This is a genomic window from Undibacterium sp. Di24W (assembly GCF_049340325.1).
Classification (GTDB): Bacteria; Pseudomonadota; Gammaproteobacteria; order Burkholderiales; family Burkholderiaceae_D; genus Undibacterium.
This window is the reverse complement of the sequence record NZ_JBMPOP010000001.1, coordinates 692423-709784: the sequence shown is the minus strand read 5'-3', so window position 1 is coordinate 709784 and position 17362 is coordinate 692423. Positions and strand designations below refer to the sequence as shown.

At 47.4% G+C, this 17362-nt stretch carries 12 protein-coding genes; 5 read left to right on the top strand and 7 right to left on the bottom strand.

Annotated elements, in window-relative coordinates:
- Positions 1-57 precede the first annotated feature (57 nt).
- Positions 58-1089 (bottom strand): Glu/Leu/Phe/Val family dehydrogenase, encoded by a 1032-nt coding sequence (locus tag ACO0KZ_RS02865; protein WP_422992517.1) that lies wholly within the window; start codon positions 1087-1089, stop codon positions 58-60.
- Positions 1090-1618: 529 nt separating this feature from the next.
- On the opposite strand from ACO0KZ_RS02865, the gene ACO0KZ_RS02860 reads away from it, so the two are divergent.
- The 4 genes from ACO0KZ_RS02860 to ACO0KZ_RS02845 all read left to right on the top strand — a co-directional run bounded on the left by ACO0KZ_RS02860 (position 1619) and on the right by ACO0KZ_RS02845 (position 8543).
- Entirely contained in the window at positions 1619-2074 is a 456-nt protein-coding gene (locus tag ACO0KZ_RS02860; RefSeq protein ID WP_422992515.1) for a fasciclin domain-containing protein, read from the top strand.
- Between the two features lie 377 nt (positions 2075-2451).
- Positions 2452-3645 (top strand): efflux RND transporter periplasmic adaptor subunit, encoded by a 1194-nt coding sequence (locus ACO0KZ_RS02855; RefSeq protein ID WP_422992514.1) that lies wholly within the window; start codon positions 2452-2454, stop codon positions 3643-3645.
- Between the two features lies 1 nt (position 3646).
- Positions 3647-6853, top strand: a complete 3207-nt coding sequence (locus tag ACO0KZ_RS02850; protein ID WP_422992512.1) for an efflux RND transporter permease subunit — start codon at positions 3647-3649, stop codon at positions 6851-6853.
- A 106-nt stretch (positions 6854-6959) separates the two neighbouring features.
- Positions 6960-8543 (top strand): oligopeptide:H+ symporter, encoded by a 1584-nt coding sequence (locus ACO0KZ_RS02845; RefSeq protein ID WP_422992510.1) that lies wholly within the window; start codon positions 6960-6962, stop codon positions 8541-8543.
- A gap of 130 nt (positions 8544-8673) precedes the next feature.
- On the opposite strand, the gene ACO0KZ_RS02840 is transcribed toward ACO0KZ_RS02845, so the two are convergent.
- The 3 genes from ACO0KZ_RS02840 to ACO0KZ_RS02830 form a co-directional block, all read right to left on the bottom strand.
- Positions 8674-10374: an alkaline phosphatase family protein gene (locus ACO0KZ_RS02840; protein ID WP_422992508.1), complete on the bottom strand. Its 1701-nt coding sequence runs from the start codon at positions 10372-10374 to the stop codon at positions 8674-8676.
- Between the two features lie 278 nt (positions 10375-10652).
- Positions 10653-11939, bottom strand: a complete 1287-nt coding sequence (locus ACO0KZ_RS02835) for an acetamidase/formamidase family protein (RefSeq protein WP_422992506.1) — start codon at positions 11937-11939, stop codon at positions 10653-10655.
- A gap of 246 nt (positions 11940-12185) precedes the next feature.
- Positions 12186-13094, bottom strand: a complete 909-nt coding sequence (locus ACO0KZ_RS02830; RefSeq protein WP_422992504.1) for an MBL fold metallo-hydrolase — start codon at positions 13092-13094, stop codon at positions 12186-12188.
- A 133-nt stretch (positions 13095-13227) separates the two neighbouring features.
- Between ACO0KZ_RS02830 and ACO0KZ_RS02825 the strand changes: the two genes are divergently transcribed.
- On the top strand, positions 13228-14127 hold the full coding sequence (locus ACO0KZ_RS02825) for a LysR family transcriptional regulator (protein ID WP_422992502.1): 900 nt from the start codon (positions 13228-13230) through the stop codon (positions 14125-14127).
- 104 nt (positions 14128-14231) lie between these two features.
- Here the strand turns inward: ACO0KZ_RS02825 and ACO0KZ_RS02820 are convergent, their stop codons facing one another.
- From ACO0KZ_RS02820 to ACO0KZ_RS02810, 3 genes are all read right to left on the bottom strand, one after another.
- A complete protein-coding gene (locus ACO0KZ_RS02820; protein WP_422992500.1) occupies positions 14232-15005 on the bottom strand; it encodes an enoyl-CoA hydratase in 774 nt (257 codons plus the stop codon).
- A 13-nt stretch (positions 15006-15018) separates the two neighbouring features.
- Complete coding sequence (locus ACO0KZ_RS02815; protein ID WP_422992498.1) at positions 15019-15930, bottom strand: alpha/beta fold hydrolase; 912 nt, start codon at positions 15928-15930, stop codon at positions 15019-15021.
- A gap of 230 nt (positions 15931-16160) precedes the next feature.
- Positions 16161-17357, bottom strand: a complete 1197-nt coding sequence (locus tag ACO0KZ_RS02810; protein ID WP_422992496.1) for an acetyl-CoA C-acyltransferase — start codon at positions 17355-17357, stop codon at positions 16161-16163.
- Positions 17358-17362 lie beyond the last annotated feature (5 nt).

Here is a 17362-nt window from a genome sequence, read left to right as displayed (position 1 = left end):
TTTTGGGGGAAAAACTTTCATCTGAAATTGAGATGAAAAGTTCTTCCTGAGTTTTTATTACTTCTTGAAACGCTCTTCCGCCAAACGATCAGCGATTACACTGGTGGGGACGCCTTCAGCATCAGCACGGGCAAATACTTCAGCTAAAGTCTCGCCGATACGACGCACGTGAGCGTCCATACCGTCTTCTGGAGTATTCATGTATTCGTAGCAAACCTTGATAATGCCACCCGCGTTGATTACGAAATCTGGCGCGTACAAAATACCTTTTTGACGGCAAACTTCACCGATTTCTGGTGTGGCTAATTGGTTGTTGGCGCCGCCAGCAACGATCTTTACTTTCAGACGATTCATAGTGTCTGGGTTCAAGGTTGCGCCGAGTGCGCATGGTGCGTAGATGTCCGCCTCAACGTCGTAGATCGCATTCACATCAACCACGGTTGCGCCGAATTCTTCTTGTGCGCGTTTTAAGGAGTTTTGATCGATATCAGCAACCACCAATTTTGCGCCTGCCTCATGCAAGCGGCGTGCATAGTCATAACCGACGTGACCGAGACCTTGCAGAGCGACGGTTAAACCATCAAAGCTATCGCGCTTGAAATGGTGCTTGACCGCAGCTTGTGCACCAACGAAACAGCCTAATGCAGTGAAGGGGGATGGATCGCCACGGTCGCCCAAGCCTGCGACATATTTAGTTTTGCTAGCGACGTTTGCCATATCTGCAGGACTAGTACCGACATCCTCTGCAGTGACATAACGGCCACCAAGGCGCTCTAAGGCTTCGCCTAAGGCTTCAAATAAAGCTGGTGTCTTGTCGGTTTTTGGATTGCCGATGATAACGCTTTTACCGCCGCCGATAGGCAGGCCGGCTACTGCGTTTTTGTAGGTCATGCCACGTGAAAGGCGCAAAACGTCACGTACGGCTTCAGCTTCAGTGGCGTAATTCCACATACGGCAACCGCCCATCGCAGGACCTAAATTAGTGTTGTGAACCGCGATGATGGCACGCAAGCCAGATTTGGGTTCAGAGGCGAAAACTACTTGTTCGTGATTGTCAAAATTGACTTCGTTGAATACAAAGGCGGTCATGCTTATGGCTCCGCGCGGATATGGTGCTGTTTGGCAGATGCGCCAAGTTGCTCCAGTACCGCAGAAAATGAGTGGATGAAAGAGAAAAACGGTTGGTAATTTATTGCTACTAAGTGCTTTTACCAGGCGGGTAGCCGATAAAAAAACGGTGATTGTGTCACGCGCGCAGAAGTATACGGTGTCGCCCCTATAAACTCAAGTTTGATAGTCATTTCATTGGATTCATGGTTTCAGTCTTACCCCAGCAAGACTTCGATATTTGTCTTTCCCTCGAAAAAGGATGTGCTTTCGCGAGCTTTTAACAAACTTCGCCTTTGTGCGACAAATCGAACCGATACTGATCGGTATTTATTTCTACTAAGTAGTATACATTTTTACTTATAAGTATATACTGCGTCTGCGTTGATCAATTAGTTAGCGTAGATGACGCGAAATATATGGCTTTTTTGAAAATATTCGCTTCTGATGAAAACGAAATTCTTTGTTTGTATTTATATAAATTCACTACTAAATCTTTAAGAGGTATTTCATGAAACGTATTATTCTTGCTTCAATTTTGACTCTCGCTGCGACTTTTTCTGTACAGGCTAAAGATATCGTTGATACCGCCATGGGTGCAGGTAACTTCACGACCTTGGCAACCGCATTGAAAGCTGCAGGGTTGATCGATACTTTGAAAGGTAAAGGCCCGTTCACCGTGTTTGCGCCTACGGATGCTGCTTTTGCAAAAATTCCAAAGGCAGACCTCGAAGCTTTGCTTAAAGATAAAGCAAAGTTAACGGCCATTTTGACCTATCACGTGGTGGCTGGCAAAGTGATGGCTGCTGATGTGAAAGCAGGCAAAGTCAAAACAGTACAGGGTGCTTCATTGACGGTGTCAACTACTGGCGGCGTCAAAGTTGACAATGCAAATGTGACAGCGACGGATATCGTTGCTGACAATGGCGTTATTCATGTAATTGATACAGTGATCATCCCTAAATAAAGATGGCGAAATTGATTGCGGCAAGGCTGCAGCAATCAATTCATCGGAGTGAAAAATCGGTGGTGCTTGCGCCAAATTTGTTAAGCAACTGGCGGCTCATTTGCTACGAATTTTCTACTTCTTTGCCAACAAGCGATCGTCAAAGTTTTGACGATCGCTTTTGTGTTTTTAGAAAATTTTTTTGAGGTATTCAGCAAGTTGACGTGACTTTTCTCGATCTGAGAACTGCAGAGAACTGATTAGCGAGACTGTGATACCTCGTTTCAATATGAACATGGTCGTTTTTTATCGTACTTTGCTATGTTTTAGTGACAAAGTATTGAACTTTACGTATGGTAACGGGTTCAAAGAACGATTCTACTTTCGGAGGTTTTACTATGTTGCGACCAAGTCTACTCATTCTCACTTTATGCCTCATTTTAACGGCATGTAGTCAGGGTGGTAAGGATGGCAAGTCATCTGATAAAAATGCTAGTGCTGCGCTTGAGCGTACTTTGCAAGTGACGAATGAGGACTATGTCGTGATCCAAAATAGTGCCTTGGCATCGGGTCCCGTCATCACTGGCTCGATACAGCCTGAGCGTAAAGCGGATTTGCGCGCCGAAGTGTCAGCTATTGTTATGCAAGTACTCAAAGAAAACGGCGAGGTAGTTCGACGCGGTGATTTGTTAGTGCGTTTGGATGATACTTCTTTCCGTGATCAATTGGCTTCAGCCGATCAAGGCGCTCGCGCAGCTCAACAAACTTTGGATCAGGCTGAACGGCAGTTAGAGCGTTTGAAAACTCTCCGTGCATCGGGTATGACGTCGATGCAAGCATTAGAGGATGCAGAGATTCGCCGCAACAATGCGCAAAGTGAATTAGTGGCGGCGAAGGCCCGCGCCGTGGCCGCTCGCCAACAATTGCAACGCACCGAGATCCGCGCGCCATTTGACGGTATCGTGAGCGAGCGCAAAGTGTCGAACGGCGATACTGCACAAGTCGGTAAAGAAATCATGAAAGTGATTGATCCTGCCAGTCTGCGTTTTCAGGGCTTAATCTCTACCGACATGGTCACTGCAGTGAAAGCAGGACAGGCTGTGAGTTTCCGTATCAATGGCTATGATCAACAATTCGTCGGCAAGGTTCGTCGTGTTGATCCGGCAGCGAATGCGACGACCCGCCAGGTGGAAGTCTTGGTCGATTTTATTGGTAAAGACCAACCGCGTGTTTCAGGTTTGTATGCCGAAGGCCGTATCGAAGCTGCTACCACCCAGGTTTTGACCATCATTAATTCTGCGTTAGCACGTGATGGTGATAAGACTTATGTCTGGGCGATACAAGCAGGCGTCCTGAGAAAACAGGTGATCGCGTTAGGTGAACGTGACGTGCGCCGCGGTGACTTTGCCATTCTGTCAGGCTTGAAAGCAGGCGATAAAGTATTGCGCCAACCACTGTCTACTTTTAAAGATGGTTTGAAAGTTGAGATGGCGTCATCTGCGGGTGTTAACCCAACGACGGCAAATGCGACACCTGCCGCAATGCCCGCTGCTGCCTCAGCATCCGCTTCCGCAACCGTAGCAGGAAAATAATATGTTCCTATCTGACTTTAGTATTAAGAGACCGATCGCGACGATAGTTATTATTATCGCGCTGATGTGTTTAGGCTTATTGGCGCTGAAAAAATTGCGCGTCAATGAAATTCCGAATGTGCAGGAACCGGTACTCGGTGTGTACGTGCCTTATCCTGGTGCTTCTCCGGAAAGTGTAGAACGCGAGATCGTCAATCGTATTGAAAAATCACTGCAAAGTATTTCTGGCGTGACGCAATTGCGTTCTTCTGCCAGCGAAGGTAGCGCTTACTTCACGTTGATCTTTAATTTCGATAGAAATATGATCGAAGCCTCAGATGATGTGCGTAATGCGATTGCCTCGGTACGTTATAAATTACCGATAGAAATGCGCGAGCCTATCATCGAGCGACGTGATCCTAATGATCAACCTATTATGCAGATGGCTTTGTCGTCCAAGACGAAGTCACATGCTGAAATTTCACGTTTAGCGGAAGATGATTTGTCAGATCGTTTTCGCGGTGTCGATGGCGTTGCTGTTGTGACTGTAAATGGTTCGTTAAAGCGTGAACTTAGTGTTTTGCTCCGAGCGCAAAAACTGCGTGAATTTAACGTTTCGGTTTCCGAAGTGGTGTCGGCCTTGCGTACGCAAAACTCTACCGCACCCGTCGGTAAAGTACGCGGCACCATGGAAGAAAAAAGTATCCGTCTGGTTGGCCGTTTAGAGTCGCCAGCCGAGTTTGAGCAAATCGTGGTTAAGCGTCGCGGCAATGAAGTGGTGCGTTTGGCGCAAGTCGCAACGATACAAGATGGCTTTGCCGAAATCGGCGGTTTTAGCGTGCGTAATGGCAATCCTAACGTCGGTATCATGGTTATGAAATCGCGTGATGCGAGTACGGTTTCTGTTGCAAACAGAATTCGTCAAATGGTTGCCGAAGTGAACAAAACCCTGCCAGAAGGCACTAAGTTAGAGATCACGCAAGATGGCGGTAAGAATGCGCAAAAAAATCTGAACAACGTCATCGAGTCTTTATTGTTCGGCGCGGTGTTAACGATTTTCGTGGTGTATGTATTCTTAAATTCATGGCGCTCGACGTTGATTACCGCCTTGAGTTTACCGACTTCCGTGATCGCGGCTTTTATTGCGGTGTGGTTGTGTGGATTTACGCTGAACTTCATGACCTTGCTTGGTCTTTCGCTGGCGATTGGTGTCTTGATCGATGATGCGATCGTGGTGCGGGAAAATATTGTGCGTCACATGGAAAACGGCTCAGATCGTCGTACGGCGGCATTGAACGGTACCGCAGAAATTGGTTTAGCAGTGGCAGCGACGACCTTCTCAATTATGGCGGTGTTTATTCCTGTTGCATTTATGCCTGGTGTGTCGGGCGAATGGTTCCGCCCGTTTGCTTTGACAGTAACTTCATCGGTCATGGTCAGTTTGTTTATCTCGTTTACCTTGGATCCTATGTTGTCTGCATTCTGGGGTGATCCAATTGGACATCATTTGCAACCTAAGACAGGGTTGAGCTTATACCTCGAACGTTTTAACAAATGGTTTGATAGTAAAGCAGAAGGTTATGGAAATGTGATCGCCTGGGCTTTACATCATCGACGTTGGATGGCAGTGATCGCTTTAATGAGTTTTGTATTGGCTATTTTCCTGCACGCCAAATTTGGCGGCACCAGTTTCTTGCCAGCCTCGGATAGCGGTAATTTGATGATTAATATCCGCACACCATCGAGTTCTAGCTTGGAATATTCTCGCTTGAAAGTTGAGAAGGCGGCTGAATTGGCACGTACTTTGCCAGAAACAGTGGCGACCAATAGTAGTGTGAATATTACCGGTGGTCGCGTGTATGTCGATATCGGTAAGAGTACAGAACGCAAGCGCTCGGCGGCACAGGTCGCTGTCAGTTTGCGTGAGAAAGTCGCAACGCTGGTGGGCGCTGAGTACGTTGTTCAGGATGATTTGAATAACGGCGGCGGTAAGCCCGTGCAGATCAAATTCTCTGGCGATGATTCGCGTAAGTTGATGGAAATTACCAGCGATTTTATGGAGAAACTGCGTAAAGTGCCGGGTGCTGTGGACGTTGGTTTGTCGGAACAAGATCCTAAAGACGAATTGCAGATCGAATTAAACCGTGGCTTGGCTAATTCTTTAGGCATTTCTTCTAACGATGCGGCGCAAGCTTTGCGCGTCGCTTTTGCGGGTGTTGAAGTCGGTGACTGGGTTGATCCTACAGGTGAAACGCGCGACGTTTCTGTGCGCTTGCATCCCGAAGATCGAGTTAGTGCCGACAATATTGAAACCCTGCCGATCGCGGTAACCGGCACCGATAAAATGGTACCCTTGGAGCAAATCGCGACGATTAGTATGGGTAAAGGCCCGGCACGGATTGAGCACTCTGATGGTAAACGTATGATTTCTGTATCCGCCAACGTCCAAGGTCGTTCTCCGGGTGAGGTGACGACCGAAGCATTGAAGATCGCAAAATCGATTAATTTCCCAGCCGGCTTTGGGATTCAATTGGATGGCTCGGCGAAAAATCAAAATGAATTGTTTACTGAAATGACGATTGCGCTGGTGATGGGTATTGGTCTGATGTATTTGATTCTGGTCATGCAATTTGGTTCTTTTACCGCACCGGGTGCCGTTATGTTGTCCTTGCCTTTGAGTTTGATCGGCGTGGTGGTGGCCCTGTTATTGACCAAGGGCACGCTGAACTTGATGAGCTTCATCGGCATCATTATGTTGATGGGCTTGGTCGCGAAGAATGCGATTCTGTTACTGGATTGCGCACGTAAGCGCGAGGCCGAAGGCTATGATAGAGAAGATGCATTGATGTATGCGGGTCGTATGCGTTTGCGCCCTATCTTAATGACGACCTTCGCTTTGATCGCCGGTATGTTGCCAGTTGCCATTGGCATGGGTGAGGGCGGTGAATTCTATCGTCCATTAGCGATTGCGATTATTGGTGGTACGATTACTTCGACTTTGCTGACTCTGTTGGTGGTGCCGACTTTCTATGACAGTATAGAAATTGCGCGTGATCGTATGTTCGCCAAATTCGGTCGTCGTGCCGAACGTTGGAATGCCTTTGTCGCGTTCATGCTGACTTTCATCGAAGCGATTTTGACTTTGATTTTTGTACGTTTGATTTATCGTAGTCTGGTGTGGTTGTTGTTCGCCATTATGGGAAAGAAGCAAACCAGCCTAAAAAAATGATGCAAGCTAAGTCATCAAATTGAAGTAGATAAAGGAAAAACTTAACGGCCTCGCAAGGGGCCGTTGAGCTATGGATGACAGTTATTACCAATGCCAGTGAGGAAGTATGAGTTTAAGTAACAGCACAGTGTGCAATGCGGGCGCCAACGATGCGCCAAAAATGCCGCGGCAGATTCCCTTCATCATCGCAAATGAAGGATGCGAACGCTTTAGTTTTTACGGTATGCGCAATATTTTGACTGTGTTCTTAATGACCAGTCTTTTGCTATCGATTCCTGAAGAATTACGCAAAGGCGAAGCAAAGAATGTTTTTCACACTTTTGTAATTGGTGTGTACTTTTTTCCATTGCTCGGTGGTTGGTTGGCGGACCGGGTTTTCGGTAAATACAATACGATATTGTGGTTGAGCCTAGTCTATTGTGCAGGGCATGCCTGTTTGGCGATGTTCGAACATAACTTGACGGGTTTTTACACTGGTTTATTTTTAATCGCGCTGGGCTCGGGCGGCATCAAACCACTGGTCGCTTCATTTATTGGCGATCAGTTCGATCAGACCAATCGTTCATTAGCGCAAAAAGTATTCGACGCGTTTTACTGGATCATCAATTTTGGCTCTTTCTTCGCTTCCTTGTTGATGCCGATATTCTTGAAACACTTTGGTGCTAGCGTGGCGTTTGGCATACCCGGCATTTTGATGTTTATCGCGACCTTCGTCTTTTGGTTGGGACGGAAGAAGTATGTGCGCGTAGAACCGGTCAGCAATGATCCTCATGCTTTTCTGGTGGTAATCCGTAGTGCGATTCTATCGCAGGGTGCCAGCCGTGCTGAAAGTCGCCCTGGCCTATATTTGACGCTGCTTGGATTCGTATTAGCAATTGCAGGTTTGTTTTTTATTCCGCAAATTGGTGTCGTCGCCGCTTTATGTTCTGCCTTGGTTTTGGTAATGGGTTTTGGTGGGGCTGGCGCTTGGATGCAATTAGAACGTGTACGGGGCACACATCCCGATGAGGCGATTGACGGTGTCCGTAATGTTTTACGTTTGCTGGTGTTGTTTGCTTTGATTACGCCGTTTTGGTCTTTGTTCGATCAAAAGGCCTCAACGTGGGTATTGCAGGCCGATCACATGACGAAACCATGGTGGTTTGAATCCTCGATGATGCAGGCACTCAACCCCTTGTTGGTGATGATCTTGATTCCGTTTAATAATTTTGTACTTTATCCTTTGCTTGCACGTAGTGGTGTCAAAGTGACTTCTTTGCGCCGTATGGGTACAGGCATCGCCGCCACTGGTCTGGCGTGGATCGTCGTTGGTGGTTTGCAATTAGAGATTGATGGCGGTGATCCGATTACCATCGTTTGGCAAATCATTCCTTACGCGCTGATGACTTTTGGTGAAGTATTAGTATCGGCGACGGGATTGGAGTTTGCTTATAGCCAGGCTCCGATTTCTATGAAAGGTGTGATAACTAGTTTTTGGTATTTGTCGGTGACGGTGGGTAATTTGTGGGTCTTGCTAGCCAACTCCAGCGTGAAAGGAGAAGCGGTTACCGCTTACATACAATCCTTGGGGATGAGTGTGACTGCATTCCAGATGTTCTTCTTTGCCGGATTCTGCTTATGTGCCGCAGGCTTATTTGCGATGTATGCTCGAAATTATCGTATGCTGGATAACTATCGTCAGGCGGCATAAGTTTTTGGTTAAGCTTGTATTAAATTTGGAGCTGTAAAATGAACTGCCCGCGAAAAGTTGCTTTTTTCAACTTTTGGCGGGCAGTTCAGTGAATCAAGTCACTTCCGTTTCTTGAATGCCTCGAAGCTTCCTATTTCAAGGCTTCAACCAATACACGACCTTCAGATCCAGCAGGTGGTCGCACACGCAAGATATGCGCCAGTGTAGGTGCGATGTCGACGACTTCTGCTTCTTGACCATATGCGCCAGGTTTGATCCACTTTTTACCCATGATCATCAAGGGAACATTAGTGTCATAGCGATAGGGTGAACCGTGCGAAGTACCACGATCGTCATTGCCGAAATACCAGTATGGTTTAACGACCAGCGCCACGTCACCAGAAACCTGTCGATTCCAAGCGCGTTGCATCAATTTTGCGATGCGAGAGTTGGGTAAGTTGCCATTTTCAAATTGGGTGCGAGTGAAGGCGTCGGCGATACCTGGATATTTGATGGCGAATTCAGCGACTGCATTTTCCAATTCTTCGCGTTTCAATCCTTTGCTCTCAAACTTTTTGTAATCGAGCAAAACAGTTGGTGAAGAAAACTTTTTGGCTAATTTGTCGAGCCCAAATTTTTCCTGCAAATGTTGATTCAGGGCCGTCATCATTTTGCCGCTCTCAATACGCGCGGCATCTAGATGATTTACACGTGCAAATTCAGGCGTATTGGGGAAGCCGTGATCAGCAGTGAGTAAGACAAGCGTATTGTCCATTCCCACTTTTTTATCTATATAAGTGAAGAATTTCGCTAACATGCGATCGAGTCTTTGCAGATGATCATGCGACATGCGACTCTCAGGCCCCCAACGATGATTTACATAGTCATGGCTGGATAGACTAATGCCCAATACATCCGGGACTCCTGCCGGATTGCTGCCAAGTTTTTCTCCTTCGACGGCTGCTTGGGCGAACGCCAGGCTCATTTCATCCATATACGGGCCAGTGAACAGGCTCTCGTAGTATTCAGCATCTGGCGTCCCCGATTGACTCGAATAGATTATGGGCAGACGATCATTGGCACGTTTCGCACCTGGTATCACGACATCATCGTTGACATCATTGGCGTACGCTTTTTCATCGAGTAACAGGTTCCAACGTTGACCATAGTATTTGTCTTGAGGTTTGCTAGCGACATATTGCTCACGCCACGCAGGGTAATCCTTCATGTAATAAGTACTGGTGGCGAAGTTGCCAGTTTTCTTCATCATCATGTAGGCGGTACCGGTCTTACCTGCCAATAAAATTGCACCACGATCTTTACCGGAAATAGCGATGACTTTTGACTGATTGCCAGTCGCGTAGCGCAATTCGTCGCCTACTGTATTGACCTTCAGATTGGCTGGTGAAGTGCCGTCCCCAGGTTTGGTATCTTCACCAAGGTAAGTGTGATTGGCATCTTCGGTGCAATACACATTGGCCAAAGTGGTGGTATCAACCCAACCATTGGCGATAATGCCGTGCTGATACGGATAGGCGCCAGTCAATACCGCGGAGTGTCCCACCGCAGTCAAGGTCACACCATGTGCTTGGTGCGCATCGCTATACCATGCACCTTGCGTCAGTAAACGCTTAAAGCCACCTTCACCGAATTGATCACGGTAACGTTGGATTTGTTCTTGTGGCAAGCCATCGACGACCAAGACCACCACGAGCTTCGGCTTACTCGGCGCTGCAAGTGAATCGCTCTTAGGTGTCTCTGCTGCCAAGCTCGCGCTAGCGATAAAAGAACAAGAAAATGCAGCAGCGATGCTCGACAGTAGCAGGCGGCGTTTTAACGAAAAAGATGTCATGAGAGTTCTCGTGAAGAAAAATTGCCATTGAAAGCCTCAACTCTATCATAGACAGAATTACCTTAATATGGCGAGATTGGTGAAACAGGAATTAGATGCTTAGGGCGCATCTATGATGCCCGAGAATTATGTCAGGAACATGTCCGGTCTAGACATCGTTGTGTTTGAACGAAAATACGGTGCTTGTTGTATGCGTTGTTTATATCAAACCATAAAGCTCATTGATTGTTTAGGTAAATCCCCAGTATGACTAAGGCCAAGCATAGTGGCATGGCAATTTATTTCAATTTAATAAGTATGTTTTTCAGCAAGCGCTTATCTAATTTTGCTGCCAGACCGACGCTACGGCCAGCCAGATTGACCACGCGATATTCCACTGAGCTTCCCAGAACTTGCGCACTCTCCGATAGATTTAGACCATAGTCTTCTGCCAACCACTGCGTCATGCCGCTGGTCGCAAGTTTGAGCGCTTCATCTAAGGAACCCGCTTGCCCTAAGGTCATGATGTGTGTTGGCGATTCAACTCGCGGCAAAGAAATTTGTTTTTGCTTGATAACCTCAACGCTAAACTCCACCGCCATAGACGTCTCTAATGCATATTGTGAAGTTTCGCCATCCCCCTGTAAGGCATGTGCATCGCCGAGGTAAAGCAGGGCGCCCGGTTGGTTTACCGTTAGGTAGACCGTATTGCCTTCGACGACTTCATTGAAATCCATATTGCCACCAAAATTGCCAGCATCACCGGTCGATATCGCTGGCATGCCGTTACCTGGCGCGACTGCCAATCCGCCCAACATAGGTTTTACGGGGACTTTGAAATTCCTTAGCTTTTCACCAGTCTTATCTGGACTGGCTAGGCCATTTTTCAAATCAAGATTCCAGCGTACGGTTTGTCCTAATTCGGTACTTCGGGATGCTAAGCGCGTAGTCTGTGCTTTGTGTACGATCATGTCTAAACTATCCGCATAGTCACGGTTTAAGCGCAAACTTTTGATATGAATCGCGAGCACATCGCCCACATCAGCATCGGCAACATAGAAGGGCCCCGTTTGCGGATTGCCGTACAAGGCGACCGTCACACCTTGCTCGTCGACGCCGCCAGAGTCGACAGTTTTAGTTTGCACTGTATCACCTGACCAGATTGTCAATACTGGCTGTCGATCAGGTGAAAAGGTGTTGGAATAGGAAGCCGGAACATAGCGATGGGTATGCGGAACATTGCTGATCCGATCTGGAATTCTGTTTGCAGAAAATGTATGTTGAACCCGTACTTGTGGGTGATTACTATCTGGGAAATCAGCAGTGCCAAGCAAACCGTCTGAAGTGATTTTCGCACGATAAGTGTAAGTGGTTTTATCCGTTGCCGTCGCTGTAAAGAGGTAAGTGTCTTCTGTGCGAACGCCGACAAAGGGATCGCGATCAATATTTCCGCTGATCTTGCCGTCTCGCTCGTCAAGTTCTAGGCTTTGATAAATCGTATTGCTCCAGCGATTTAGTTTCATGACGTAGGAATGATGCACGAGAACTTTAGATTGCGCTTGTGTCTGTAAACTGAAGATAGTCAAGGTGCTCATTATGAGCAAGGTGGATATGAATGAGCCTAAGCGCATAGATCGTTCTCCTGAGAGAGATAACTTGGGTTGAAATCACGTGGGTCGATTAATCTAAACCTGCAGCTGACACGCTGCGCATAATTAGTGGTCGAATCGTAGTCTGAATTTGTGGAGAGAATGTGGAGGCGAAAAAAAGCCCGGTAAATCACCGGGCTTTTCTATTTACTTCTAGTACGACAAAGCAATGAGCTTTTTTGCCTACCACTTCATTTCAGCTTTATTCACTTTAGCACCAATGTCCAGCGACATGCCGCCTTCTGTCAATTGTGGGTAAGACTGCTTCATCGCATTGATTAGTGCGGCGCTGTCTTTGCTTGTCGCCAGATTTTTTTCGAAAGTTTGCAAGTAAGTTTTTGTGAAGCTGATCGTGCTCGCATCGACATTTGTGCCCGCACTCATGTGACCTGGAACAACCAGTTCTGGCTTCAAGGCTGCCATATCGTCTAATTGTGCGATCCATGCTGCGCGTTCTTCGCTAGTTTGTGTGTCGGCTGTCCACACATGCATATTGCCGAATACAGCGATATTCCCGACAATAGTTTTGATCGATGGAATCCAAGCGTAAGGACGGTGCGCGAGAGCACCTGTCGTGCCGTGAATCTCAATTTTTTGACCCTCGAGTTCTAAGGTGTTATTGCTCATAGTCTCTGGTGTGATCGGTGTATGCGGCGCATTCGAGCCCATTTTAGGACTCCAGAACGCTACTTTGCCTGCCATTTTTGCGCGCAGTTTTTCAAGCACCGCAGGCGTGCTGACGACCTTCGCTTGTGGGAAAAATTCTTTCAGCGTCTCTACGCCGAAGTAATAGTCAGGATCTGCCTGGCTAACATAAATGATGCTCAGTTGTTTGCCACTATCGAGGACGTTCGCGGCGATGCGCAAGGCGTCAGCGCGAGTAAAGCCTGCATCAATCACCATCGCGTCCTTCTCGCCGTAGATGAGGGTGGAATTGACATTGAAACTGCCACTCCCAGCGTTGTAGATCTTCACGGTCAGTGGGGCCGGTTGTGCCGCTTGGGCAGTGCTGGAGGTGATGGCAGATGTGATGACAAGTGTGGCGGCGATTGTGCTGTTGATTGTTTTGGTAATGGCGTTAGTGCGAATCATGGTGAGCTCCTTTGGTCTGATAAAAAGTACGCATCATTGCGTTGGATTGAACTATAGTTGCTAATATCGCGCAGATAAATGGCATAAAAAGCGCATAACTATTTCTTAAATCGAACAAATTATTAATTAAATAATGGACAGATTAACTGCAATGCAAGTATTTGTTGAAGTTGCCACCAGTGGCAGCTTTAGTGCGACAGCCGATAAGTTAGAGATGTCGCGCGCGATGGTGACGAGATATGTTGGTGAGATGGAGCGTTGGTTGGCGGCGCGGCTACTGCAACGTACGACGCGCAGTGTAACGCTGACCGATGCGGGTGAAAATTGCTTGCGTCGTTGTCAGCAAATGTTAGCGCTGATGGAAAATGTGGAAGAAGAAACCAGTGATCACGAGGGTGAATTGCGCGGGCAACTTCGACTCACTTGTAGCGTATCGCTTTGTTATGCGCAATTGGCTGCCGCGATTGTAGATTTTTTGCGCTTGCATCCGCAACTCAAAATTGATTTGAACGCGAGTGAAGGCGCTTTAAATCTGGTCGAAGCGCGAATTGATTTAGCGATACGAATTAGCGCAGCACCCGATCCCACTTTAATCGGCCGTGTTTTAGCGCCGTGTAGTTCGGTCTTAGTTGCCTCTCCAGCATATCTGGCGAAGCACGGTATTCCGCAAATGCCTAGCGATCTCACCGAGCATCGTTGTGTCAGCTATGCAAATTTTGGTAAGAGTATTTGGAAGCTGACTCGCGGTGAGGAGTTCGCACAAGTCAGTGTGGGTAGCTACTTCAGCGCGAACGAGGCAACTGCCTTATTACAGGCGTGTTTGGCGGGTGGCGGTATCGCTTTACAACCGACTTACTTAGCCAACCCGTATTTACGCGATGGTCGTTTACAACAAATATTGCCCGAATGGCGCTTGCCGGAAATGTCGATTTACGCGCTTTATCCTTCACGCAAACATTTATCGCCAGCGGTAAGAGCCTTGCTTGATTTTTTGGTGGAGTGGTTTGCTGTCGTGCCTTGGGAAGATTTGTAATTAGAAGCCTATGAGACAAGAAAAGAGAAGTTTAAAAACAAACTTCTCTTTTCTTTTTTACTAAGCCCCTTAGTGGCGCCTATTGATTTTTAGAAAATCGCCAATTAATTGAACTGTTTAAAATCCGGCTTACGCTTTTGAAAGAATGCCATCATCGCTTCGCGTGCTTCAGGCTGAGTAAGCATCGCTGCAAAATGGGCGTTTTCTTCATTCATTTTGTCGCGTATTGCTTGTGGTTCATTCGCCTTCATCAAGTGCTTGGTTAAGCGTATTGATTTAGCTGGCAGTGCCGCGATCTTGGCTGCTTGTTTCTCTGCATAAGGCAAGAGTTCTTCCAAAGGCAGCACCTTGTTAATAAATCCCATTTCAAAAGCTTCTTGCGCTAAAAAGGCTTCGCCAAGTAGCAATTTTTCGGCAGCGCGTTGATAGCCGACGATACGTTGGAACACCATACTCGACGCATATTCAGGACAGAGACCGAGTGGTGTGAATGGCATGGAGAACTTGGCATTATCTGCCGCATAAATCATATCGCAGTGCATTAAGAGGGTTGTGCCGATTCCAACGGCATTGCCTGCAACAGCAGCGATTACCGGCTTTTGTGCATCGTTTAGTGCGTGCATGAATTGATACACTGGCGGCATATCTTCGGATGCAAGGCTCCCCGCATGTTTCATGAAATCTTCGAGATCGTTACCTGCTGTGAAGACTTCCGGCTTGCCAGTAATCAAAATAACGCTGACGTTTTTGTCCTCGTTGGAAGCATTGATCGCATCCGCCATTGCTTGATACATGCCAAAGGTAATAGCGTTTTTCTTTTCTGGGCGATTGAAGTTGATGGTCAAAATACCGTCGTTGATGTGGGTCAGAATTTCCATGATGTCTCTTGATTTAAATGGTTTGTTTGGAGTCGATGATGTTGGAGCAATCGCTGGCACGATGATTGAGCCATTGTAAAGCTTGTTGCCATAAATTGTGGCGGAACTCAGGTCGGAAGAAACCAAAGTGGCCGATACGTTTACTGCTGATATCTTGCGGATGAATATAGCGACGTTCGACTGCAGCATGACGGAAGTAGTCGTGCAAGCCATCAATATTTTTGCGACTCATCATTTCGTCGTCAGTAAAACTTAAGCTTAAGATAGGTGCCTGAAATTGATGGTGAAAAGTGTCCATCGCATTGCCGCGCTCATCGACAAAATAACGTTCGTCTCGACACCAGCGCGACCATTGGTAGATCACGCCTTTCGGCAAATTGCCGACTTTTCGTAATTTCTTTCCAGGGAAGTAACCACAAATGCCCGTGTAAAAAGGCACTAAGAAATACCAAAGCAGCCATACGACACGTTTGGTTTTCATGGAATTGAAACGCCAATAGCCAGTACCTGAAGCAACGGTCACCATACCGTCGATTAAGTGATTGTCCGGAAGGAGACCGGCCAACTGACCGCCAAGTGAATGGCCGATGAGCAGCAGTGGAACCTCAGGCTGCCAAGCTTTTGTTGCGAGTAGCGCCGCGTTGTAATCAAGCTCAGCCCAATCACTGATGTCGGCCTTAAATCCACGCAGAGATTTACTAAACTGTGGGAGCAAAGAATCACCCATACCACGATAATCAAAGCTCAACACAGCAAATCCATGTTCACATAAAAACGCTGCAAACGGCTCGTAATACTGCTGTTTAACACCCATCGCGGAAGGCATCAAGACCACGGCATGCACCGCTCCATCTGGCACATAGCGTCGACCAGATAGCTTAGTGCCATCGCCGGCAAGGATCTCAATAATTTCTATGGGTTTCACAATGACTCCGTAAAAAAACCGCACAGTATTCGATGTGCGGTTTAGTTTTTGTAGGTTTCACCCGCACTACAATTCTGCTTTGTCGAGAGGTTTTCTTTAGAACGAAAAATTGCCCTCAGAAATTCAATTATAGGGATGTCGCGGTAGGCGCGAAGCACAGCAATATGTCAATATTGCGAGTATTCGCAACAACCTGCGGCGCCCTAAAATTGGATTTATGCGGGCAATGATTACATGCGTTCGAAGATGCCTGCTGCTCCCATTCCTGTCCCCACACACATCGTGACCATACCGTACTTCAACTTATTACGTTGCAAAGCATGGATAGTCGTCGCAGAACGAATCGCACCAGTTGCACCGAGTGGGTGACCGAGAGCAATCGCGCCGCCCATTGGGTTGACCTTAGCTGGATCGAGACCAAGGTCTTGTACCACTGCCAAAGATTGCGCGGCAAACGCTTCGTTCAATTCAAACCAGTCGATTTGGTCTTGTGTAATGCCCGCAGCTTTACATGCTGCCGGAATCGCTTCTTTAGGACCAATACCCATGATTTCTGGCGGCACACCGCGTACTGCGAAAGAAGCAAAGCGTGCCAATGGCGTCAGGTTAAACTGCTTCAAGATTTTTTCGCTAACTAAAATCAAAGCACCTGCGCCGTCGGAAGTTTGAGAGCTGTTACCTGCAGTCACAGAACCTTTGGCAGCAAATACCGCTTTCAGTTTAGCCAAACCTTCCAAGGATGTATCTGGACGCGCACCTTCGTCACGATTCACTGTACGTGTTTTGAGTTCGATTTCGCCAGTCACCAAATTAGGTACACGGTCGATGATTTCGAATGGTGTCGTTTCAGCGTCGAAGTAACCAGCCGCTTGTGCAGCCAAAGCACGTTGATGCGATTGCAGTGCGAAAGCATCTTGTGCTTCACGGCTGACTTTCCATTGTGCCGCGACTTTTTCTGCAGTCAAGCCCATTCCGTAAGCGATACCAGCGTTTTCATCTTTCAAGATGGCCATGTTCATCGATGGATTGCTACCCATCATAGGCACCATGGACATGGATTCCACACCCGCTGCGATCATCACATCGGCTTGGCCAACGCGAATACGATCCGCTGCCATGGCGACTGCTGTGATACCGGAAGCGCAGTAACGATTGATCGTCACACCGCCGATAGTATTTGGCATGCCAGCTAAAAGAACGCTCATACGAGCGATATTCAAGCCTTGTGCGCCTTCTGGGAAAGAACAGCCAACGATCGCGTCCTCGATCAACTTTGGATCAAGATTTGGCACTTGCGCTAAAGCGGATTTTAATACACCGACCAGCAAGTCATCTGGACGTGTGTTGCGGAACATACCGCGGCCCGATTTACCAATAGGGGAACGAGTTGCCGCGACGATGTAAGCGTCTTGTAATTGAGTAGTCATTGTCG